Source organism: Serratia sp. A07, from assembly GCF_058725505.1.
In genome coordinates, this window is the sequence record NZ_JBZXDO010000001.1 from 302,957 (window position 1) to 324,707 (window position 21,751).

At 59.1% G+C, this 21,751-nt stretch carries 23 protein-coding genes; 13 read left to right on the forward strand and 10 right to left on the reverse strand.

What is annotated here, in order from left to right:
* Positions 1–49 precede the first annotated feature (49 nt).
* Positions 50–1,435, forward strand: coding sequence for a CoA transferase (locus AC4PR2_RS01515; RefSeq protein WP_337046609.1), 1,386 nt, complete (start codon positions 50–52; stop codon positions 1,433–1,435).
* Here AC4PR2_RS01515 and AC4PR2_RS01520 read toward each other — a convergent pair.
* Entirely contained in the window at positions 1,432–2,307 is an 876-nt protein-coding gene (locus AC4PR2_RS01520; protein WP_197802888.1) for a LysR substrate-binding domain-containing protein, read from the reverse strand. The two genes, AC4PR2_RS01515 and AC4PR2_RS01520, sit on opposite strands and share 4 nt — an antisense overlap.
* 101 nt (positions 2,308–2,408) lie before the next feature.
* Here AC4PR2_RS01520 and AC4PR2_RS01525 point away from each other — a divergent pair, with 101 nt between their 5' ends.
* On the forward strand, positions 2,409–3,824 hold the full coding sequence (locus AC4PR2_RS01525; RefSeq protein WP_193159233.1) for a pyridoxal phosphate-dependent decarboxylase family protein: 1,416 nt from the start codon (positions 2,409–2,411) through the stop codon (positions 3,822–3,824).
* Between the two features lie 11 nt (positions 3,825–3,835).
* Here the strand turns inward: AC4PR2_RS01525 and AC4PR2_RS01530 are convergent, their stop codons facing one another.
* Positions 3,836–4,519 (reverse strand): GNAT family N-acetyltransferase, encoded by a 684-nt coding sequence (locus AC4PR2_RS01530; protein WP_492174857.1) that lies wholly within the window; start codon positions 4,517–4,519, stop codon positions 3,836–3,838.
* 794 nt (positions 4,520–5,313) lie between these two features.
* On the opposite strand from AC4PR2_RS01530, the gene rcsA reads away from it, so the two are divergent.
* Positions 5,314–5,943 (forward strand): transcriptional regulator RcsA, encoded by a 630-nt coding sequence (rcsA, locus tag AC4PR2_RS01535; RefSeq protein WP_033635078.1) that lies wholly within the window; start codon positions 5,314–5,316, stop codon positions 5,941–5,943.
* Between the two features lie 218 nt (positions 5,944–6,161).
* Here rcsA and dsrB read toward each other — a convergent pair whose 3' ends face one another.
* Both dsrB and cspE read right to left on the reverse strand, forming a co-directional pair.
* Positions 6,162–6,362, reverse strand: coding sequence for a protein DsrB (gene dsrB / locus AC4PR2_RS01540; RefSeq protein ID WP_038877309.1), 201 nt, complete (start codon positions 6,360–6,362; stop codon positions 6,162–6,164).
* Between the two features lie 320 nt (positions 6,363–6,682).
* Positions 6,683–6,895, reverse strand: coding sequence for a transcription antiterminator/RNA stability regulator CspE (gene cspE, locus AC4PR2_RS01545; RefSeq protein ID WP_049201327.1), 213 nt, complete (start codon positions 6,893–6,895; stop codon positions 6,683–6,685).
* Between the two features lie 378 nt (positions 6,896–7,273).
* Here cspE and AC4PR2_RS01550 point away from each other — a divergent pair, with 378 nt between their 5' ends.
* The 3 genes from AC4PR2_RS01550 (at position 7,274) to AC4PR2_RS01560 (ending at position 9,525) form a co-directional block, all read left to right on the forward strand.
* Complete coding sequence (locus AC4PR2_RS01550) at positions 7,274–7,651, forward strand: hypothetical protein (protein WP_197802892.1); 378 nt, start codon at positions 7,274–7,276, stop codon at positions 7,649–7,651.
* A 502-nt stretch (positions 7,652–8,153) separates the two neighbouring features.
* The gene (locus AC4PR2_RS01555) at positions 8,154–8,363 is read left to right on the forward strand and encodes a hypothetical protein (protein WP_004935132.1); all 210 of its coding nucleotides are present in this window, start codon (positions 8,154–8,156) and stop codon (positions 8,361–8,363) included.
* A gap of 154 nt (positions 8,364–8,517) precedes the next feature.
* Positions 8,518–9,525, forward strand: coding sequence for an NAD(P)H-quinone oxidoreductase (locus tag AC4PR2_RS01560; RefSeq protein WP_376788272.1), 1,008 nt, complete (start codon positions 8,518–8,520; stop codon positions 9,523–9,525).
* A 44-nt stretch (positions 9,526–9,569) separates the two neighbouring features.
* Here AC4PR2_RS01560 and AC4PR2_RS01565 read toward each other — a convergent pair whose 3' ends face one another.
* Positions 9,570–10,622, reverse strand: a complete 1,053-nt coding sequence (locus tag AC4PR2_RS01565) for an NAD-dependent epimerase/dehydratase family protein (protein WP_197802896.1) — start codon at positions 10,620–10,622, stop codon at positions 9,570–9,572.
* Positions 10,623–10,732: 110 nt separating this feature from the next.
* Between AC4PR2_RS01565 and AC4PR2_RS01570 the strand changes: the two genes are divergently transcribed.
* Entirely contained in the window at positions 10,733–11,665 is a 933-nt protein-coding gene (locus AC4PR2_RS01570) for a LysR family transcriptional regulator (protein ID WP_060439675.1), read from the forward strand.
* A 3-nt stretch (positions 11,666–11,668) separates the two neighbouring features.
* On the opposite strand, the gene AC4PR2_RS01575 is transcribed toward AC4PR2_RS01570, so the two are convergent.
* The 3 genes from AC4PR2_RS01575 to AC4PR2_RS01585 all read right to left on the reverse strand — a co-directional run bounded on the left by AC4PR2_RS01575 (position 11,669) and on the right by AC4PR2_RS01585 (position 12,618).
* Positions 11,669–12,061 (reverse strand): YidB family protein, encoded by a 393-nt coding sequence (locus AC4PR2_RS01575; RefSeq protein WP_049201337.1) that lies wholly within the window; start codon positions 12,059–12,061, stop codon positions 11,669–11,671.
* Positions 12,062–12,157: 96 nt separating this feature from the next.
* Complete coding sequence (locus AC4PR2_RS01580) at positions 12,158–12,406, reverse strand: GlsB/YeaQ/YmgE family stress response membrane protein (protein ID WP_019453501.1); 249 nt, start codon at positions 12,404–12,406, stop codon at positions 12,158–12,160.
* Positions 12,407–12,420: 14 nt separating this feature from the next.
* Complete coding sequence (locus tag AC4PR2_RS01585) at positions 12,421–12,618, reverse strand: ElaB/YgaM/YqjD family protein (protein WP_033635087.1); 198 nt, start codon at positions 12,616–12,618, stop codon at positions 12,421–12,423.
* Positions 12,619–13,245: 627 nt separating this feature from the next.
* Here AC4PR2_RS01585 and AC4PR2_RS01590 point away from each other — a divergent pair.
* Positions 13,246–14,166 (forward strand): LpxL/LpxP family Kdo(2)-lipid IV(A) lauroyl/palmitoleoyl acyltransferase, encoded by a 921-nt coding sequence (locus tag AC4PR2_RS01590; protein ID WP_197802898.1) that lies wholly within the window; start codon positions 13,246–13,248, stop codon positions 14,164–14,166.
* A gap of 177 nt (positions 14,167–14,343) precedes the next feature.
* A complete protein-coding gene (locus tag AC4PR2_RS01595; protein ID WP_047730371.1) occupies positions 14,344–14,763 on the forward strand; it encodes a VOC family protein in 420 nt (139 codons plus the stop codon).
* A 15-nt stretch (positions 14,764–14,778) separates the two neighbouring features.
* Here the strand turns inward: AC4PR2_RS01595 and AC4PR2_RS01600 are convergent, their stop codons facing one another.
* Entirely contained in the window at positions 14,779–14,973 is a 195-nt protein-coding gene (locus AC4PR2_RS01600) for a hypothetical protein (RefSeq protein ID WP_084827610.1), read from the reverse strand.
* A gap of 160 nt (positions 14,974–15,133) precedes the next feature.
* On the opposite strand from AC4PR2_RS01600, the gene AC4PR2_RS01605 reads away from it, so the two are divergent.
* A complete protein-coding gene (locus tag AC4PR2_RS01605) occupies positions 15,134–16,687 on the forward strand; it encodes a sensor domain-containing diguanylate cyclase (RefSeq protein ID WP_060420601.1) in 1,554 nt (517 codons plus the stop codon).
* A gap of 494 nt (positions 16,688–17,181) precedes the next feature.
* Positions 17,182–18,075: a Kdo hydroxylase KdoO gene (kdoO, locus tag AC4PR2_RS01610; RefSeq protein WP_197802900.1), complete on the forward strand. Its 894-nt coding sequence runs from the start codon at positions 17,182–17,184 to the stop codon at positions 18,073–18,075.
* Positions 18,076–18,118: 43 nt separating this feature from the next.
* On the opposite strand, the gene paaZ is transcribed toward kdoO, so the two are convergent.
* A complete protein-coding gene (paaZ, locus tag AC4PR2_RS01615) occupies positions 18,119–20,185 on the reverse strand; it encodes a phenylacetic acid degradation bifunctional protein PaaZ (RefSeq protein WP_443014405.1) in 2,067 nt (688 codons plus the stop codon).
* Between the two features lie 317 nt (positions 20,186–20,502).
* On the opposite strand from paaZ, the gene paaA reads away from it, so the two are divergent.
* Both paaA and paaB read left to right on the forward strand, forming a co-directional pair.
* A complete protein-coding gene (gene paaA, locus AC4PR2_RS01620; protein WP_033647856.1) occupies positions 20,503–21,441 on the forward strand; it encodes a 1,2-phenylacetyl-CoA epoxidase subunit PaaA in 939 nt (312 codons plus the stop codon).
* 21 nt (positions 21,442–21,462) lie between these two features.
* On the forward strand, positions 21,463–21,750 hold the full coding sequence (gene paaB / locus AC4PR2_RS01625) for a 1,2-phenylacetyl-CoA epoxidase subunit PaaB (RefSeq protein WP_004935173.1): 288 nt from the start codon (positions 21,463–21,465) through the stop codon (positions 21,748–21,750).
* Position 21,751: the final 1 nt, after the last annotated feature.

Sequence of the window (21,751 nt, forward strand, 5' to 3'; positions counted from 1 at the left end):
CGGTGGGCTACGCTAGGCTATATTTCCGACGACCCGCAAGGAGTGGCCAATGACGCCTCTGATCCACACTCTGCTTGACGAGATTTGGCAAAGCCTCGGGCAGCGCCCCGCGCCCTGCGACCGGTTAACCGTAAGCGGTACCGGCGCACTGCCTTCGGCTTTTCCCGTCACCGAATTGGCTACCGCCGCCTGGAGCGCCGCCGGTTTGGCCTGCGCCGAATTGCTTCTCCGCAAGGCAACCGAAGCGCCGCAGGTCTGGGTCGATCAACGCCTGGCCTCACTCTGGTTTGGCTGGACGCTGCGTCCGTTGGGTTGGACGCTGCCTGCGGCCTGGGACGCCCTGGCCGGTGACTACGAGACAGCAGACGGATGGATACGCCTGCATACCAATGCGCCGCACCATCGGCGAGCGGTGGAACAGGTGCTGGGCCCGGCATCGGACAAAGGCACGCTGGCGGCGCGCGTGCTGAGCTGGAAAAAGAGCGAGCTGGAGCAGGCCGTGATCGAAGCCGGCGGCTGTGCGGCCCAAATGCGCTCGGCGGCCGCGTGGCGGCAACATATTCAGGGCAAGAGCGTGGCGCTCGAACCCTTGATTCACACCTCGCTGCAGCCGGAAGCACCGCCGCCGGGCTGGGCGCTGCCCATAGCCCGGCCGCTGCACGGCGTGCGGGTGCTGGATCTGACGCGCATTCTCGCCGGACCGATCGCCACCCGTTTTCTCGCCGGTTTGGGTGCCGACGTGCTGCGCATCGATCCTTACGGTTGGGATGAACCCGGCGTCGAGCACGAGGTGATGCTGGGCAAGCGCAGCGCACGCCTCAACCTGACCAATGCGCACGATCGCCATACGTTTGAACATCTGCTGAGAAACACCGACGTGATCGTGCATGGCTACCGTGCCGGGGCGCTGGAGAAGTTGGGCTATGGCGCGGAGGAAAGACGCGCGCTGGCGCCGGGCCTGATCGACGTCTGTCTGAATGCCTACGGCTGGAACGGGCCGTGGCGCACCCGGCGCGGTTTTGACAGCCTGGTGCAGATGAGCTGCGGGTTGGCGGAGGCGGGCATGGTTTGGCGCAGCGCCAGTTTGCCGGTGCCGCTGCCGGTACAGGCTCTGGACCACGCCACCGGCTATTTGATGGCGGCGGCGGTGCTGACCGGTATGGCGCAGCGCCTGAGCCGCGGCACCGGCTACCACGCAAGGCTGTCGCTGGCGCGCACGGCGCAACTGCTGCTGGCGCATCCCTATCCGGCGCATTATCGGCCACAAGCCCTGACGCCGGCCGGCCCCACCGACGAAAACCCGGAAGCGGAACTGACCGACTGGGGCGCCGCGCAACGTCTGCGCGCCCCGTTAAGCCTGCAGGGCACGGCGCTGCAATGGGCGCTGCCGGCGACCGCGCTCGGCACCTCGCAGCCGGCGTGGCTGCGCCGTTAAATAGCCGCCAACTGTTGCTGCAGCCACTGCAGCAGACGTAAGACCGCCGGCGTCAACCCGGCGGTCTGCGGCCACACCAGATAAACGTCGTCATCGCTCAGGCGACAGGGCGCGGCCAGCGCCACCAGACTCCCGGCGGCGATCGCATCCTGCACCAGCAGCTTTTTCGCCAGCGCGATGCCGAACCCCTGCTCGGCCGCGCGAATCAACAATCCGGCATCGTTGAACAACGCCTGTTGCCGCCCGCACAGCGAGCGCCCTTGCGTATTGAACCAGGCGCGCCAGGGGCTGACGTCGTGCTCCAGCAAGGGAACGTCGCCGCCGTTCTCGAATGCCGTTCCCCATTGCCGCGCCATGTCCGGCGAGGCGACCGGCAGCACATCGCCCGACGCGATACGCTGTGCCTGCAGCCCCGCCCACTGGCCGTTGCCGATGCGGATCGCCGCATCGAATCCGCGCTGCGACAGATCCTGCAATGTCAGCGACGCATCGATATCCAGCGCAATATCGGCGCAGGCTTCATGGAAGGCCGGCAGGCGCGGCAACAGCCAGTAATGGGCAAAAGACGGCAGCACGCTGATACGCAGCGTCTGGCTTGCCGCGGCGCGCCGGGCGCGGGCAACGCCCTGCTGCAGCGCCTGCAGCGCCGGCTCTACCGCCGCCAGCATCTCTTTCCCGGCCGCATTCAGACGCACACCGCGCCCGCGCCGTTCAAACAGCGAATAGCCGACCGCCTGCTCCAGCAGCTGGATTTGCTGGCTGACCGCACCATGCGTTAAATGCACCTGCTGCGCCGTGGCGCGCAAATTCTCCAACCTGGCGGCGATAACGAAGGTCGGCAAGACATGCAGGGGAAGGCGTTCACTCATCACTGGTTAGCCGGATTATCCAAAAAGGTTATTTTTCATCGATTTTGGCCCGCAGGCAACTGTTCTATGTTTATGCCATCTATCCCTGATGCTTCGGAGCCGCCATGCACCCACGTTTACAACAGGATCTTACACAGTTTCCGCAGATCCTCGACCACACCCGCCAGTTGGCGGAAGATTTTCTGGCCGGGCTGCAGCAGCGCTCGGTGTGCCCACCGCTCGCGCAACAGCAGCTGCAACCCGGTGACGATCGGCTGGCGGAAAACGGTGAAGGCGCCCTGGCGGCGCTGGATGACTTTTGGCAGCGTTATCAGGCGGGCATTTCCGCCAGCGCCGGCCCGCGTTATTTCGGCTTCGTCACCGGCGGTGGCACCCCGGCGGCGGTCGCGGCGGACTGGCTGGTTAGCGTGACAGACCAAAATAGCCAGCTCAGCCATGATACGATCGCCGCGGCGATCGAGCTGGCCGCCGTGACGCAGTTGAAATCCCTGCTGGGCCTGCCGGAAGCGTTCAGCGGCAGCCTGGTCAGCGGTGCCACCATGGCCAATTTCGCCGGGCTGGCCATTGGCCGGCAGTGGCTGGGCCAACAGCACGGCGTGGATATTGCCCAACGGGGCCTGGCGGCGCTGGGGCCCATCCGGGTGCTGGCGGCCAATCCGCACGCCAGCAGCGTAAAGGCGCTCAGCATGCTCGGCATCGGCCGCGACGCGCTGACGACCGTCGCCAGCCTGCCGGAGTCTGAGGCCATGGATATGGCGGCGCTGGAGCGGCAGCTCGCCGCCGGCGAGGGCCGCCCCACGTTGGTGCTGGCCAGCGCCGGCACGGTCAACACCGTCGCCTTCGACGATCTGCCGCGTCTGCTGGCGCTGCGGGAGCGTTATCCGTTTTGGCTGCATGTCGATGCGGCCTTCGGGGGCGTGGCGGCCTGTTCGCCGCTGTATGCACCGCGACTCGCAGGCTGGCAACAGGCGGACTCCATCACCGTCGATGCGCACAAATGGCTGAACGTGCCTTATGACAGCGCGATCCAATTTACCCGCCATCTGGATCTGCAGATGCAGGTATTTCAGAACCATTCGGCCTACCTGGAAGCGCCGACGCCGCGGCCGGACAACTATCTGCATTTGACGCCGGAAAATTCGCGGCGCTTTCGCGCCCTGCCGCTCTGGCTGACGCTGAAAGCCTATGGCCGCAGCGGCATACGGGATATCGTCGAGCGCAACGTCCGATTGGCGCAGGCGCTGGGCGCGGCGTTAGCGGCCGACGACGGCTTCCATTTGCTGGCGCCGGTGAATTTGAACGTGGTGTGCTTCGCGCTCAGCCGCCCGCTGGGCGACAGCGAAGCGGCGCGCGATCGCTTTCTCGAGCGCCTTAACCGGCACGGCGTGGTGCGTTGCACCCCAACGACCTATAGCCATCAGCCGGGGATCCGCGCCGCGCTGGTCAACTGGATGACGGAGGAACGGGACATCCGGCTGGCGCTGGACTCGCTGCGCCACTGTCTGCCAGAGACGGCCTAAGGCGCGCGGCGCTATCCGAGTTGGAAGGCCTGCAAACGCCGCGCTTGCCGCCCGTCATCGCTGATGTTATCCGGCGACAGCCAGGCGGCAAAGGCGGCGTGTCGCGCCGGCCATTCCGCGTCGATGATCGACAGCCAATCGGTGTCGCGCGTGCGCCCTTTGACGACAACCGCCTGGCGGAAAGTGCCTTCGTACCGGAACCCCAAACGCTCGGCGGCCTGGCGCGAAGGCAAATTGAGGCTATCGCACTTCCATTCGCAGCGCCGATAGCCAAGATCGTCAAACAGATGCCGCAGCATCAGGAAAATCGCCTCGCTGCCCAGCGCGCTGCGCCTCATCAACTGGTCGCCGCTGATGAGGCCCAGCGCGCTGCGCCTCATCAGCGGCGACCAGTTGATGGTGCCCAGTTCGGCCACGCCGTTGCCGGGATCGATGCGCAAAAAAGCGCAGGTCCCCACGGCGCGCCCGTTCGCCTGATCGACCACCACCATCGTGTTTCTGTCAGCGCTGGACGCCTGAGCCTGGAGGTAACGCTGAAAATCCTCGCGCGTCTGCGGCCGTTCCCAAAACAGATAGGTCCAGTCTCGGTCGTCCTCGGCGGTTTGGTAAGCTCGATAGAGCTCATCCCCCCAGCGCTCAAGGCTAAGGGGTTCAAGGCGGCAAAACCGCCCTTGCAGCAACCTGTGCCCGGGCAGGCCTGCCGGCTGCCAATGAGGAAGGGCATCGCCTATTGGCTGCCCATACTGATTCTGTCTCACTGCGACATCCTGCTTTTGAAAGGTGGAAAGGCAAGTTAAAACCAACGCGGGCCGGAGACAACTCCGACCTGCCCCCCGCCCCGCTGGCGCGGGCAACAGGATGATAGTTTAGAAAAACAACTCAATCACCGTTAAATATTCACCAAAATTATTTCAATCAAAATAAATATCCAGATAACTCATTGTAAAACGGTGATTTATAGCAACAATTAAGCTACACATTTCAGCCACAACGTTAACTTTTGTTGGTTGTTATGATAAAAAAAGAAGTGATTATCATTAACAGGTGAGGAAGGGTATGATTCAACTTAATGATTTTTATCATTAAAAAAACAAAGAGACCAAAAGAACACTTTTTAAGCGCTCAAAAAACGCACTGAAAAACTTCAAAAAGCCAACACATGAATTTTTTTTAAGACTTTTCCTAGCAAACTAAAATTTTGTTTCGTGACATGATGAACAGAATCTCGGCAAGCAATGTCAGCAAGCGCGGGCGCCAAGCGCAAGTCAGGCCGATCGCGTCAACGCCGAGCGGGCAGCAAATCTCGCTGACTTAAGCCAAACTTATAGATTCATGTGATTAATAAGTTTAGTATGAAAATATCATTGAGTGCCGTCGTGTTTATTGATAGAACACTGGCTACACTGAATTATTGCTCCATTTTGCCTTTCGGCTTTTCAGGCTTTTTCTCATATTACCGCAGTAAAACGGATTTAAGTGGGGGTGCGATATGCCAACGATCATCATGGATTCATGTAGCTATACCAGATTGGGATTAACCGACTATCTGACTTCGCATGGCGTGAAAAAACGCCATATTAATGCCATCGAGGATATTGACAGCCTGCATGAAAAATGCAGCAAGTTGAATCCGAGCCTGGTGTTTATTAACGAGGACTGCTTCATCCACGAAGCAAACGCCACCGAGCGAATAAAACGGGTGATTTCACTGCACCCGGATACGTTATTCTTCATCTTCATGGCTATTACCAATGTACATTTCGACGATTATTTATATGTTCGCAAGAACGTCATCATATCGTCAAAATCCATCAAACCAGAGACTATGAATCAGCTACTTAGTCACTATCTCGAGAGAACGTCCCTACGGGCGGAGAAGTCCTCTCTGGACCAAACGCCGGTAACGCTGAGCCAGACCGAATCGAACATGTTACGCATGTGGATGTCCGGTCAAGGCACCATCCAGATATCAGACCAGATGCAAATAAAGGCCAAAACGGTCTCCTCCCACAAGGGAAACATCAAGCGGAAAATAAAGACGCACAACAAGCAGATCATTTACCACGTTGTTCGTTTGACCGATACGCTGACCAGTGGAATATTTGTCAATAGCCGTTGAGCCGCAGAGAATGCCCCCACTCTGTTTTGTCGACCGTTAAATATCCGGGGATAAAGTCACCGGGATATCGGATACTGGAACCACCAAAAGAATACCTGCTGCGCTATCCCCCCGCTAGCGCAGCGGGTATTTTTTGCCGGCGATAAAAAAAATCTTACCGTAATGAAATAATCTCAAAATGGACAATTTCATTAGCAAATTAATGAGATTAACCGACGTTACTGCCCATGCTCGCGACATGGCTCCACAAACGTCCCGTCACGGCTGTCGATTTCATTAAAAAACCATACGCCCGCCGGATAGTCTTCAAGAGAAACCAGATACATAGTCCCTTCGTTGAATACCTCTACGGCCAGAATGACGCCCTCGCGCCGCGGGCCGCCGTCTGTTTTTACCGTCACTCGATCGTTAACCTGCATACCGTTCCCCATCATTTGCGATTGGCATCAGTGTATGACAAAACCCAGGGGGAAGGACACCGCCCCGCACCAATCCGGCCTCGCTCTCAGCGTAGCCGCCGCCCGGATTTTCACTTTCTTAACGGTTTGGCCGCAGAATCTTAAGCCGGCCTCGCGTAGCCTGTCTTCAGGCGTTTCCCCCCCAGAGAAGCGCTCGCAAATGAAGAAGTAACAAGGAACTTTTGCCCGCAGACTTGCGGGCTTTTTTTTGCGCACCGCCGAATTGCAGGCATAAAAAAACCCGCCGCAGCGGGTTTTTTTCAATCAGCGGTAGACGCCAATTAGATAGCGGTAACGTTAGCCGCAGATGGACCTTTCGCACCGTTCTCGATAGAGAACTGTACGTTCTGGCCTTCAGCCAGGGTCTTGAAGCCTTGATCCTGGATAGCAGAGAAGTGTACGAATACATCTTTGCTGCCGTCTGCTGGGGTGATGAAACCAAAACCTTTAGCTTCGTTGAACCACTTCACTTGACCTTTGATCAGGTTAGACATGTCTATCTTCCTTCAATAATAAATGTAAGCCGCTATGGGCGATATAGCCGGTCATCAGTTACTTATGGAGGCACTGGAAAGGAAATTCGTCAGAGAAGGGCTATCCGGGATAACGCTTTTAATTTGAACTACTTTACTCAAAATGTCGTGCATAAATAGGTCTGTACCACAGGCCGGTAAGCATTAACTCACGAGCGGGCGGCAATAGCAACTCTTTTCGCCTCGTCGTGCAGTTTACCTCGGCTAAACGCACAGGATTTGACCCTGTTTGTCGACGCTATCGCCGCGCGTCTTCTCCTTACCAGTCAAGACAAATGATAGTAATTATCGTTACGATGTTTTATAGTTGCACAAAGAAATCATTCAGGGAGATTCACCATGCCGAGATGGCTCACATTACCGGCCGCCAGCGTTACCGCCCTGCTGGCCTTTGCCGCTTGCAGCGCCCCGCTGGGCGCGCTGGAGCTGAATTATCAGCCCCCAGAGCCCAGCGTTTCCCCGCCCCCAAAACCGGTGGCTCCGCCGGGGCCGGTCCCCAAGGCGGCGAAACCGCCGATTACCTGGGCAGAGGCACGCGACAAGAACGGTTTTCGCGTCGATATCGAATGCGATCATCCAGGCTGCAGCAAGCCGCGCGCCAAACCTTATCCCGCCTATGAAGGCCCGGTGAAGAAAACCGATCGCCGCCGCCAATCCGATCCTTACTCCACCAATCAGGATCCCGATTACAACATTCAGTTGGGCTATGAGTGGTAGCGGCGCTTTCGGAGTAATACCTATATCAGCCGCCCTCGCCGCTGCATAAAATAGCGCCAGTTCACCACTCCTCCTGGTGTTGAACACAACAAGCTGTGTTGCAAATCTTTATGCGCCTCCCTATAGGCGCTTTTTTTTGCTCCTCCCTCATGCCCGATTACAGATTGCTCTCATTGCCCCGTAAAGTGATGAATGTCACAAATACGCCTCCTTGCCATTCTTATTCGGAGGTGATGTTCATGGCCACAGCATCCCTTGCCCTCTTGGCTGCCTTGGCCGGCATTGCGGGCCATTCGCTCTATAAACACTTAAAATATCAGAAAAAAAGTACATTCGTTCGCCCGCACGATCGGTAATCGATAACGTGTTCACACCGCGAAGGCACGGCACGCCGCACGCCGCGCCTTCGTGGACCGTCATGTTTTCATCACAAAAATGTCACACTATGGCCATATGATGATTCGCGATTATCCGCTCTGGCTTAACACCAAGGATTTCGCCCATGACCATAATTAAAGCTGCAAACCATCAGGAAGCAGAAAAGCTCATCCGCGCCGGCACAGCCAAGAAAATCGAACTGGCCTACGATATCGGCAGCGATGACTTCTTCCAGCTTGCCAGCCTGTGGTGCGATAAAGGCGCCAAGATCTCCAAAGGGAAAGAACACTTTATCGTCTCGTTAAAAGGGTTCCGCATCCCACCTAACGATTGATATCCAGCCGCCCATCGCGGCGGCGTCCTCCCTTCCTCGCAAAACCGCTCTATTCGACCACGCGCACCTCATTCGATTTCGCTAAGCTAACAGCAGACTTTATTGCGGGCGTTCCGCCTGGATAACCACGTCCGCCACGATGAGGAGAATGAGCATGTCAACAAATGCAGCGCAGCCCGGCACGATGAAAGCCATTGAGATCAGCCAACCGGGTGCTCCCGAGGTTCTGGTCGTCACCGAACGCCCGGTGCCCGCCCCGCAAGCGGGCGAGCTCCTGGTGAAAATCGCCGCCGCCGGCGTTAACCGCCCCGACGTGCTGCAGCGCCAGGGGAACTATGCGCCACCGCCCGGCGCTTCGGATATCCCCGGCCTGGAAATCGCCGGCGAAGTCGTCGCCATCGGTGAAGGCGTGACCCACTTCGCGCTCGGCGATCGGGTTTGCGCCCTCATCGCCGGCGGCGGCTATGCCGAATACTGCACCGTGCATGAAAGCAATGCGCTGCCGGTGCCGGCGGGTCTGAGCCTGACCGAGGCCGCCGCGCTACCGGAAACCTTCTTTACCGTCTGGGTCAACGTGTTCCAGCGCGGCCACCTCAAAGCCGGCGAAACCGTGTTGATCCACGGTGGCACCTCTGGCATCGGCACAGTCGCCACCATGCTGGCAAAAGCCTTCTGCGCGCAGGTGATCACCACCGTTGGCTCCGAAGAGAAGCGCCAGGCCAGCCTGGCGCTGGGCGCCGACGTGGCGATTAACTACCGCAGCGAAGATTTTGTCGCACGCACCAAAGACGCCACCGACGGCAAAGGCGCCGACGTGATCGTCGATCTGATCGCCGGCGACTATCTGGCCAAGAACTATCAAGCCGCGGCGATGGAAGGCCGCATCGTACAAATCGGCACGCAAAATGGCGTGGTAAAAGAGCTCAATCTGATGCCGCTGCTGTTGAAACGCCTGACCCATACCGGTTCAACGCTGCGCTCACGCAGCGTCGCGGACAAAGCGCAGATTGCCGCCGATCTGCACGAGAAGGTTTGGCCGCTGCTGGAGCGCGGCGTGCTGAAGCCGCAAATTTTTAGAACCTTCCCGCTCGAGCAGGCCGCCGCCGCGCATGCGCTGATGGAGTCCAGCGAGCACATCGGCAAGATCATGTTGACGTTCTGAAACCGTTCCCCGCAGCCTGCGCTGCGGGGAAACCGATGCCGCGCTCAGGGAATGATGCCGCGGCGGCGGAACTCATCGAACAGCGAGAAAAACATGGCTTCGGTTTCGACAAACTGATGGAAACCGAAACGCCGCGCCTTGCTGCCGTCCGCGAACATGTCATAGTCCCAGGAAAAGACGAAGTCGGCGAAACGCCAGCCGGCCACCGCGCGATAGTCCGGTTCGGTCAATTGGTGCCGTTGCACCATCTCTCGCCACAGCATCGCTTTGTCCGCCATCATGCTCTCCAACGGCATCGACAGCGGCGGCGCGCATTCCAGCCCGAAGTAAGCGGCGATTTTTGGCCACATCTCGCTCCAGCGAAACAGATCGCCATTGTTGATATTAAACGCCTGATTGGCCGCCGCCGGTTCGGTCGCCGCCCAGAGCGTGGCACGCGCCAACAGCCCGGCATCGGTCATTTCCAGCAGGCGGTGGTAAGCGCCCGGTTTGCCGGGGAAACGCAACGGCAGCCCAAGCGCTTTACTGATCGACGCGTAAACCGCGATGCTTAACGCCAGGTTCATCGGATTGCCGAGGGAGAAGCCCCCCACCACGCTCGGGCGAATGGCGCTCCAGTGCCAACGTTTGCCGGCCTGACGCTGCGCCAGATACTGCTGTTGTGCCACGTTAAACTCCGGCGGCATATGTCCGGCGTCGCTTTCACGCGCCGGTGTTTTAAACGGCCCCAAATGGGCGCCATACACCTTGTAGCCCTGCATCAGGCTGATATGCTCCAGCGCTGGCGCGATCGGCCCCAGCCCCTCGACGACGTGTTGCAACATCTGCAGATTGGGCGCCACCAGGCCCGCCCAATCCGGCGCATCCTGATAGGCGGCATAGAAGACGTGGCTAATCGCGCTCAGCGGCCGCAGCGCGTCGCGCGTTGCCTCCGCATCCAGCAGATCCACCTGCAGGTGGCGCACACCAGGCGCCGGTTCCCCACCCCGGCGCGAGACACCCACCACGGGCCAGCCCTGACCGGTCAGTTCCTCAATCAATCGGCGCCCTATTACGCCATTGGCGCCGATCACTAACGCCTGTCGCTTTGCGTTCATCTTGTCACTCCTCGGGTTGTCGATGCCCCGAGTGTTATTGATTAGCACTGCTTGCGGTAGACGAGAACCTCCACTAACACTAATAAGAAAAACCTATAGGCAAGATCGACATGGATAAGCTGAACGCAATGAAAACCTTTGTGCGGGTGGCGGAGCTGGGCAGCCTGTCGGCCGCCGCTCGCGATCTGCGCTTAACGCAGCCGGCGGTCAGTCAGCAAATCGCCGGTCTGGAGCAGGAGCTGGGGGCACAGCTGCTGTTTCGCAGCACCCGGGCAGTCTCCCTGACCGAGGCCGGCAGCGGTTATTATCAACGCCTCAAAGCGATTCTGGCGGCGGTCGACGAAGCGGAAGAGGCGCTGCACGGCCAGCGCCACCGGCTGCAGGGCAACCTGCGCCTTCACGCACCGACCGGATTCGGTCAGCGGCACGTCACGCCGCTGGCCATCGCTTTCCAGCAGCGCCATCCGGATCTCACCATCGAGCTGCTGCTGGACGATCGGCGCGCCGACGTGATCGGTGAAGGCATCGACGTGGCGCTGCGCTTCGGCGAACTGCACGCGCCCGGCATGGTGGCGAAACGGCTGGGCGAACTGCAACGCCTGCTGGTAGCGTCACCGGCGTATCTGGCAGAGCATGGCGCGCCACGCTCGCCGGCGGAGCTGGCAAAACATGCGCACATTCGCTACAGCGGATTGAACGACGGGGATACGCTCACCCTGATCGGCCCGCACGGCCCCGAGATAGTGGCGCTGCGGCCCACGTTCCGCGCCAACAATACGCTATCGCTGCTGACGGCCATCGAGGCGGGGCTTGGTATCGGCGGCGCTCAGCGGCCGTTGATCGGCGAGCAGCTGGCGACAGGGGCGCTGGTGCCCGTCTTGCCGGAATACCGCTATCCGCCCATGGCGCTGCACGCGGTCTATCCCGCATTACGATTTATTCCGGAGAAAGTGCGCGCCTGGGTGGCGCATCTGCAACAGGCGTTGACGGCGATCGAGGGAATTAGCGGAGTGAATGCCCCCGGCCAGACGCCGGGAGCATAAGCCTTATTTGAACAGTTTGCCGACCATGTCGCCCAGTTCGTTGCTGTCTTGCTGCACTTCGCCATTTGGCGAAGCGGCATCCGCGACCGTTGGCAAGAACTGTGCAATGGTGCTGGAGGCCTGAGCCGGATCGACACCCAGCTTTTCAGCCAGCTGATTAATCGCATCGCTACCCAACGCCTGCTGTACGTGATCGCCGGTAATCGGTTGGTTTTCGCCATTGCCGAGCCAGGAGCCGACGATATCGCCGAACTGCCCCTGACGGAACTTGTCCAAAATGGCCTGCAGGCCACCTTGTTGCTCAACCCACTGCATAATGGCGATGTAATCGATGCCTTTGCCACCGTTGGCGCCGCCGCCCAGAATGTTACCCAATACGCTATCGAACAGACCCATGATATTCCCCTTTCAGCCGATACGGCCCCGCGCCGCACCGCCGGATTGATTTCACGAAAAAGGGCCGCCGCGGCGACCCTGTTGAGCAACGGCTGCTTAGCCTTTGATCTTCCTGTAGACAAAAAGCACCACCAGGGCACCGATTACCGCCACCACAAAGCTGCCCAGGTTAAAGCCGTCAACGCGACCCATACCGAAGAAGGTGCTGATATAGCCGCCGACCACGGCGCCCACGACCCCCAGTACCACGGTCATAATAAACCCGCCGCCGTCTTTGCCCGGCATAATCCATTTGGCCAGGATACCGGCGATTAAACCAAAAATGATCCAGGAAATGATGCCCATCTTTACTCTCCCTATTACCTTTTGCCTAACAGAAATCCTATTACCAGGCCCACGACGGCGCCGGCGCCTATCCCCGCCCAAGGATTATCCTTGATGCAGGCACATGATTGCTCGAGCGCCGCTTTTACACCGCTGCGCACTTCGCAGGCGGTGGTTTTCACGTAGTCGCTCGGTTGCTCAACACCGTTTAGATCGTCATTTTCATATGACATGTCAAATCCTTACAGACCAACCCTCTGAGAATTGCGTCACATGTTTCACGCCCGGCACCGCCCGCCCCGCGATCTTGCTCCGGGCAATCTGCCCGCTGCCGCTCAATGCAGGGCGTACGGCGACAAACGCACAACTTCACACTATGACTATAGTAAAAAATCAGCGGTTTACCCATTTCCGTCCGTCTGAATTTCACCGTACAAAAAACGATCTAATTTCATCCTGCTGTCATCTCGACAGACTAAACTTTAAACAAATCTCCGGGAGGAAACGCCCATGTTCAATGCCCCGTTCATCCTGATTCTCGCACTGCTGTACGCGCTGGCCGCCGTTTGGGACGGTTCCGCCGCGTTACTGTTTCTCTAAGGTTACATAGCGGTTGTCACTTTTGCGATGCGCTTAATTGTGTCTTTATTTTTCAATTGCGTCAGCCGGTTGAAATAGCGGTAAATATCCTCCTTTTCCTCGGTAAAAATCCTAACTTGCCCCGTTATCCGTGCGTTGCTAAATAAAGCGCAAAAAAAAGCATTAATGGAAACCCCTATTTAGCACCAAATGTTCTATCATTCGCCGTATAACAATTTGGGTTAAGGTCCCATTGGGAAAGAAAAGGAAGAACAGGAAAAATGCTTTCAAACCAACGCTTTGAGCGCGAATTCTTGCGCCCTCGTTATTGGTTGCTGTGGATAGGGCTAGGAATGCTCTATCTCTTGGTGTTACTGCCCTACCCGCTCATATATCGGCTTGGACACGGCCTCGGCAGAATAGCCATGCGCCTGATGAAACGCCGGGTAAAAATAGCGCGCCGCAATTTAGCACTCTGCTTCCCCGCAATGCCCGCCGCCGAGCGCGAGGCGCTGATCGTCAAAAATTTTGAGTCCGTCGGCATGGGCCTGTTCGAAGTCGGCATGGCCTGGTTCTGGCCCGACTGGCGCATCGCCTGCTGGTTCAAGGTGAGCGGCATGGAAAACATGCAGCTGGCACGCCAGGACGGCAAAGGCGTTCTGCTGATCGGCCTGCATTTCCTGACGCTGGAACTGGGCGCGCGCATTTTCGGCATGCAAAATCCCGGTATCGGCGTGCATCGCCCGCATAACAACAAGCTGATGGAGTGGGTCCAGACCCGCGGCCGGCTGCGCTCGAATAAGTTCATGATCGATCGTAAAGATATCAAAGGCATGATCCGCAACCTGAAACAGGGGGAAATCCTGTGGTACGCGCCGGATCACGATTACGGTCCGCAAAGCAGCGTGTTCGCGCCGTTCTTCGCCGTTGAAAACGCCGCCACGACAACCGGTACCTTTATCCTGGCGCGCATGGGGCGGCCGTCGATCGTGCCTTTCGTGCCGCGCCGGCTGCCGCATGCGCAGGGCTATGAGCTGATCGTACAGCCGCCGCTGAAGGACTTCCCGCTGGACGATGAAACGCGCGCGGCGACCATGATGAACCGCGTGGTGGAAGAACAGGTGCTGCTGGCACCCGATCAGTACATGTGGCTGCATCGCCGGTTTAAAACCCGTCCGCCCGGCGAACCTTCGCTGTATTAACGCCCCCGCGCCTTCGCCCGCCACACCGCTGGCGAAGGCGCGCTCGCCTCGCACAAGCATTCTTCGCCAAGGGAACTACACTAATAAGTCACCGACGGCAATCATTGCCGCCAGCAACCATTTCTTCCTGCCCGTGGGCCGGTCGTTGCCTGTCGGGCCACAACCGAGGTCAATGTCATGCTGGTACAACCCTATCTGTTTTTCAGCGGTAACTGTGAGCAAGCGATTAACTTCTACGTGCAGCAGTTGAATGCCAAAATTGAAATGGTCATGCGTTACAAAGATATGCCCGAAGAGGCTCGGCAAGGCGGTCCACAGGACGTCAACCCGGAGGCGATCATGCATGCGCGCCTGCTGATCGGTGACGGTGTGCTGATGGCCTCCGACGGCTGTCCGCAGGACGACAGCGGCGGCGCTTCCCATAAAGGCTTCTCGCTGTCGCTGAACCCCAGCGATGCGGAGCAAGGGCGCAAGCTGTTCGATAATCTGGCGCAGGGCGGCCAGGTGACGATGCCTTACCAAGCCACCTTTTGGGCCAAAGGCTTCGGCATGCTGACCGATAAATTTGGCGTCAACTGGATGATCAACGTCGAATAACCCGCCATGGCGCCGCTAGCTATAGCGGTGCCAGTCATACGCCGCCTTGGCGAACAGCACGAACAGCAGCGCCAACAGCACCAAACCCAACCGCCAGTAGGGCGATCGGCGGCGCCGCCAGGCGATGTACATCATCCCCGCCAGCGCCCCCAGCGTAAGGGGGTAATACACCGCCAGCGTCAGTAAAGCGATCATGATGTAATCCGACATTGACTCTTTACTCCGTAGTCTTCACACCACCGCAGAGGCAGATTGCGGCATGCCTTTCTCCGTATCGCCTCGTTAAGGGCTAGAGGTCTGGCGCATTTATGCATAAAATATAGGATTGCTCTTAACTCAAATTGAATAGTAATCAAACCACAAGGGTGACATGACTCAGCAGCAACCCATACAGGATGCCGTGCCGCCGCGCAGCGTTAAAAGCTCCCCATTATTATTTCAGGCCGGCGTGTTTGTCATCATCGTTGCCGCCACGCTGATCCTCTTTAACAGCTGGCAAATCTGGAACGCGCACCAGCGCGATCTGCGCAGCGCCGAGCATGAATCCGCCAACCTCGCCCGCTCGCTGGCGCAGCACGCCGACGATACCTTCATGCAGGTGGACGGCAATCTGCTCGATCTGACCGAACGTCTCCAGAACGACGGGCTGGGCCCATCGCAGCTGACGCGGCTGCAGCGCGTCATGCAGACGCAGGTCGGCAATCTGCCGCAGCTGCATGGGCTGTTTATCTACGATGCGCGCGGCCGCTGGCTGGCGACCTCCTCGGGCAAGTTCATCAAGAACGCCAACAACGCCGATCGTGATTACTTCAAATACCATCAAAACCGCGACGGCGGCGGTCTGTACATCGGCAAGGTGATCCGCAGCCGCACTAGCGGCGATCTGATCATCCCCGTATCACGGCGCTTCAACAACCCGGACGGCAGCTTTGGCGGCGTGGTGCTGGCGACGCTGTACGTCGATTATTTCCGCCAGTTTTACGACAGCTTCGCCCTCAACACCGACGCCTCGTTGAACCTGCTGCTGGCGGACGGCACCATCCTTTACCGCCGCCCTTACTCAGCGGCCTCGATCGGTAAAAACATCGCCAAGGGCGTGTTGTTCAGCGAAATTTTACCGCATTCGGAGTTCGGCAACGCCACCATCACCTCGCTGTACGACAAAGTGGAGCGCATCTACGGCTATTCGCGGGTCAATCGCTTTCCGCTGGTGATCGCCGCCGGGCTGTCGAAGCGCGACGCGCTGGCGGACTGGCGCACCGACGCCGGCCTGTTCGCCGCCGGCGGCCTCTCCCTGCTGATGATCCTGTTGGCGATGGGCATGGTGCTGCTGCGGCAAATCAAGCACAGCATGCAAACCGAAGCCGAGCTGATGCGCACCCGCGATCAGCTGACCAGCATCAACCAGATGCTCGAAGAGTTGGCGCTGCTGGACGGCCTGACCGGTCTGGCCAATCGCCGCCAGTTTGATATCGCGCTGAAGAACGAGCTGGCGCGGGCTTCGCGCAACTACCGCAGCGTGGCGCTGCTGATGCTGGATATCGACTACTTCAAGCAGTACAACGACAGCTATGGCCACGTCGCCGGCGACCAGTGCCTGCAGCAAATCGGCCAAACGCTGAAGGGGCTGGCGTGCCGCAGCAACGACATTCTGGCGCGCTACGGCGGCGAAGAGATGGGGATTATCCTGCCGGATACCGACGTGCAGGGCGCGCTGATTTTCGCCGAACGCGTCATCCAGGCGGTGCGCGATCTGAAAATTCCGCATCAGGGCAACCCGCACGGCATCGTCACCATCAGCATCGGCATCTGCGCCAAAGTGCCTCATATGTACAACGATACGCCGATCAGCTTTATCAATGAGGCGGACAGCGCGTTGTATCAGGCCAAGAAAAAAGGCAAAAACTGCATTTACGGCGCTTAAGCAATCATCGGGTCACCAAAATTTGGCGGCCCGATTTATTCACCCGGCAAAAATGAAATAGTTTCCCTCCGCAACATTATTTCACCGACGCGCCCCGCTCTCTGAATGAAATAACGCCAATAAATAAGCAGGATATTTATTTCTAATATAATTCAATAAGATAAAAAATACGCCGTTCAACAACCCATTCGTGCCATTTTTGATTATTCGTGCCTACGCCAGGCCCCGTTTAGCCCCCGTTTACTTTTTATTGGCGTTGCCGGTGATACTCTTATCAGGACTATTCTATATATCAGGAAGCCATCGCACGCTTCGGCGCACTGCGCCCTGCTGATACATCCATAATAGAACCCGCAAATTTCACGTTGCAATTGGGCGACCGGCGCAAAAATTTCTGGCGCCGCTCCAGCCAGCCACTGCGCAAGCCAGTGCAGCCAACCACGCGGCAACCTGAAAGACGGGAATAAAGCGATATAGATTTGCAAGGAGATCTCATGCCTACTGGCGATATTACGCGTGAACGGGCCGTTCTGACGCTGCCGTTGCGACAATGGGCGGCGCAAGAAGCGTCCAGCGCGGTCAGCGAACTGGAACAGGGCAAGGTGCTGTTTTTGCCCGAGCTGGCCTTCACCCTGTCTGAGCAGGAAATGCCGCTGCTGGATCCGACGTTGGTCGATCCGAAGCGCAAAAACATCAGCTATCAGCCGCTGTCCGGCAAGCTGACCGGCGTCGCCGTCGCGGAACGCCGGCAGCAGGTTCAGCAACTGCTGGAGCGCTATTACCAGTCGTGCCGTCAGCTGATCGCCGGGCTGTTGCCCGAGTATCAGGAGGCGCTGCACCACCCAACCGGCAGCCTGCGTTTGCATCCGGTCTCCGCCTGGCGCGCCAATAGCTCCTGGCGCAAAGACGACAGCCGGCTGCACGTCGACGCTTTCCCGTCGCGCCCGAACTACGGCGAACGCATTCTGCGCATTTTCACCAACATCAATCCACACGGTGAACATCGCCAATGGCGGGTCGGCGAGCCGTTCCCTGAGCTGGCTGAACGCTTTATGCCGCGTCTGGCCCGCTATTCTGCGTTAAGCAGCTGGCTGCAGCACCAGGTGCGCATCACCAAAACCCGCCGCAGCCATTATGACCACCTGATGCTGCAGTTGCATGACGCCATGAAGGCCGATGGCGATTATCAGCAGCGTGGCCCACAGCTGGCGCTGTCGTTCCCGCCGGGCAGCAGCTGGATTTGCTTCTCGGACCAAACGCCGCACGCCGCGATGGGCGGCCAGTTTATGCTGGAACAGACCTTCCTGCTGCCGGTGAATAAAATGCAGGATCCGCAGCGTTCACCGCTGAAAGTGTTGGAACAGCTGCGCGGCCAGCCGTTGATCTGACTGATTTGCCGCCGTCGGCGTTACCGGCGGCGGCAAACGCGCATCACGCCTCGAAATCCCCCTGTTGGCGCGCCACCAGCGTCAGAATGCTGTACAGCGCCACCGGCTGCTGTTCCTGATTCAACACCTGCACATCCCACACCACTACGCCGTGCGGGCGATCTTCGGCGGTTTTCTGCGGCTTTCGGATTTTCTTTTTGCAGGTCAACCGCACCTGAATGGTATCGCCGATCTTCACCGGCTCGATAAAGCGCAGATTCTCCATGCCGTAGTTGGCGATCACCGGCCCGACGGCGGCGTCAACAAACAGCCCGGCCGCGGCGGACACCACAAAGTAACCGTGCGCCACCCGTTCGCCGAACAGCGAGTCGGCGGCGCCGATCTTGTCCATGTGCGCGTAGAAATGGTCGCCGCTCAGGCAGGCGAAGTTGACGATATCCGCTTCGGTCACGGTGCGGCGCGCGGTCAACAGGCTGTCGCCCAGCTGCAGCTGCTCGAAGTATTTCCGGAACGGATGCACCGGATGCTCGACGACCGGCGCGCCGCGCACCCATTCGCCGCCGATGGCCGCCAGCATCGCCGGGCTGCCCTGGATCGCCGTGCGCTGCATATAGTGCTTCACCGCGCGCAGCCCGCCCAGCTCTTCACCGCCGCCGGCGCGCCCCGGGCCGCCGTGCACCAGCATCGGCAACGGCGAACCGTGGCCGGTGGACTCCGCCGCCGCCTGCTCATCCAAAATCAACATGCGGCCGTGAGCGCAGGCCGCCGCGCGAATGAAGCGCTTGGCCAATGCCGGATCGGCAGTTACCAGCGATCCCGCCAGGCTGCCCTGCCCCAGCAACGCCAACGCGATCGCCTGCTCGGTATCCGCATACGGCATCAGCGTCGCCACCGGGCCGAAGGCCTCCGTGCCGTGCACCGCCTGATGGGTGAGCGGATCGGCGCAATACAGCAGGGTCGGCGGATAAAACGCCCCGCCGCGCGCACCGTCGCCCAGAACCTCCAGCTTATCCAGCGCCGCGCCACAGAGCGGTTCGCAGCCGTTGCGCAGCAGGAAATCCACCTTGCTTTGCACATCATCACGCTGCTCGTGGCTGACCAACGCCCCCATGCGCACCTGTTCCAGCTGCGGATCGCCCACCGTCACCCCCGCCAGGCGCTGCAACAAGGCCTGACGCACGGCCGCCACCTGCGCCGCCGGCACGATGATGCGGCGGATCGCGGTGCATTTCTGCCCCGCCTTGGCGGTCATTTCACGGCACACTTCTTTGATGAACAGCGCAAACTCCGGCATCTCCGGCGTCACGTCTTCTGCCAGCACGCAGCAGTTGAGCGAATCCGCCTCCATGGTGAACGCGATCGATTTCTCCAGCAGGCGCGGGTGTGCCCGCAGCCGCTGTCCGGTCTGCGCCGAACCGGTGAAAGTCACCGCATCCTGATAATCCAGGTGCGCAAACATGTCGCCGACGCCGCCGCAAACCAGCTGCAGCGCCCCTTCCGGCACCAGCCCGCTGTCGACAATCAGCCTGACCATCGCCTGCGTCAGCTGCGCGGTAGCGGTGGCCGGCTTGATGATGGCCGGCATGCCCGCCAGCCAGGTCGGCGCCAGTTTTTCCAGCATGCCCCAGCACGGGAAGTTGAAGGCGTTGATGTGCAGCGCCACGCCGGGGCGCGAGGTCAGCACGTGGCGGGCGCCGAACTGCGCCTGTTTCGACAATGGGATCAGCTCGTCTTCCGGCCACAGGGTATCGTCCGGCAGATCGCGGCCGGCCATGCCGGCATAGGCGAACAGCGTGGCGATACCGCCCTCAATATCAACCCAGCCGTCGCTGCGCGTCGCGCCGGTTTGATAGGAAATCTGATACAGCGCCTCTTTATGCGCCTGCAGGTGTTTCGCCACCGCTTTCAGCATCTGGGCGCGCTGCTGGAACGTCATGTGCGCCAGCGCCGGGCCGCCGTGGCTGCGCGCATAGTTCAGGCTCGCCGCCAACGGCAGGCCGTCGGAGCAAACCTGGTACAGCGTCTCGCCGGTCACGGCATGGCGGATCTCGCGCCCCTCTCCCTGCCCGTACACCCAGGCGCCAGAAAGATAACTGTGTAACTGCTGCATGTGCCCTCCGAAATTCATAAATTTTCACCATATAGCTTAATTACGTATCACATAAATGCCAGTCCACGCCAAACCAAATTTTAACAAAAAGAAAACAAAAGGCGCTTTCAGGGCATTTGACCTGCCATAAACAAGGAATTAATCACTTTATTTATCAAATAAAATCAACAAAATAATAAATACCCTTGTGAGTATCCTCGCAAAACCACATGAATTACGTTTGATCTTTTTGTTATCAGTTTGTAGCCTTATGGTTAGTTAAAGTGATTCACATTTTTATGTTTAATGTGAAAAATACGAATCACCAAGAGGCAAGCATGACAACTGACGCACAGTATCAGCAGCATTTCGACGACAAGATCGCGGCGGACATCGCCATTGAGGCCAAAGACTGGATGCCGGACGCCTACCGTCAGAACCTGATTCGGCAGATTGGCCAACACGCCCACTCGGAAGTCATCGGCATGCTGCCGGAAGCCAACTGGCTGACGCGCGCCCCCACGCTGCGCCGCAAGGCGGTGCTGCTGGCCAAGGTGCAGGACGAAGCCGGCCACGGTCTGTACCTCTACAGCGCCGCCGAGACCCTCGGCTGTTCGCGCCAGGACATCTACCAAAAGATGCTCGACGGCAAGATGAAGTACTCCTCTATCTTCAATTACCCCACGCTCAACTGGGCGGATATCGGCGTGATCGGCTGGCTGGTCGACGGCGCCGCCATCGTCAACCAGGTGGCGCTGTGCCGCGCGTCCTACGGCCCCTATGCGCGGGCGATGGTGAAAATCTGCAAAGAGGAAAGCTTCCACCAACGCCAGGGCTACGAGGCGGTGATGGCGATGGCCAACGGCAGCGACACGCAGCGCGCCATGTTGCAGGACGCTATCGATCGCTTCTGGTGGCCGGTGCTGATGATGTTCGGCCCGAGCGACGCCGACTCCCCCCACAGCGCCCAGAGCATGGCGTGGAAAATCAAACGCCACAGCAACGATGAGCTGCGGCAGAAATTCGTCGACAACACCGTGCCGCAGCTTGAGGCGCTGGGCATGACGGCGCCGGACCCGAGCCTTACCTGGGACGAGGCCGCCGGCCACTATCGCTTCGGCGAAATCGACTGGAGCGAACTGCATGAGGTGATCAAAGGGCGCGGCCAATGCAACCACGAACGCCTGCAGGCCAAACGCCGCGCCTGGGAAGACGGCGCCTGGGTACGCGACGGCGCCATGGCCCACGCCGCGAAAAACGCCGCCTCCGCCGCATAGCCAACATAAGGAACCGAGATCATGAGCCACGTTGAATGGCCGCTGTATGAAGTGTTTATCCGCAGCAAACAAGGGCTGGCGCATCGCCACGTCGGCAGCCTGCACGCCGCCGACGACCAAATGGCGCTGGAAAATGCCCGCGACGCCTATACGCGCCGCAACGAAGGCTGCTCGATCTGGGTGGTGCAGTCGCGCCATCTGATCGCCTCGCAGCCGGAAGATCGCGGCGCGTTCTTCGATCCGTCCGAAGACAAGATCTACCGTCATCCGACGTTTTACACCATTCCCGACGGCATCAAGAACATGTAGA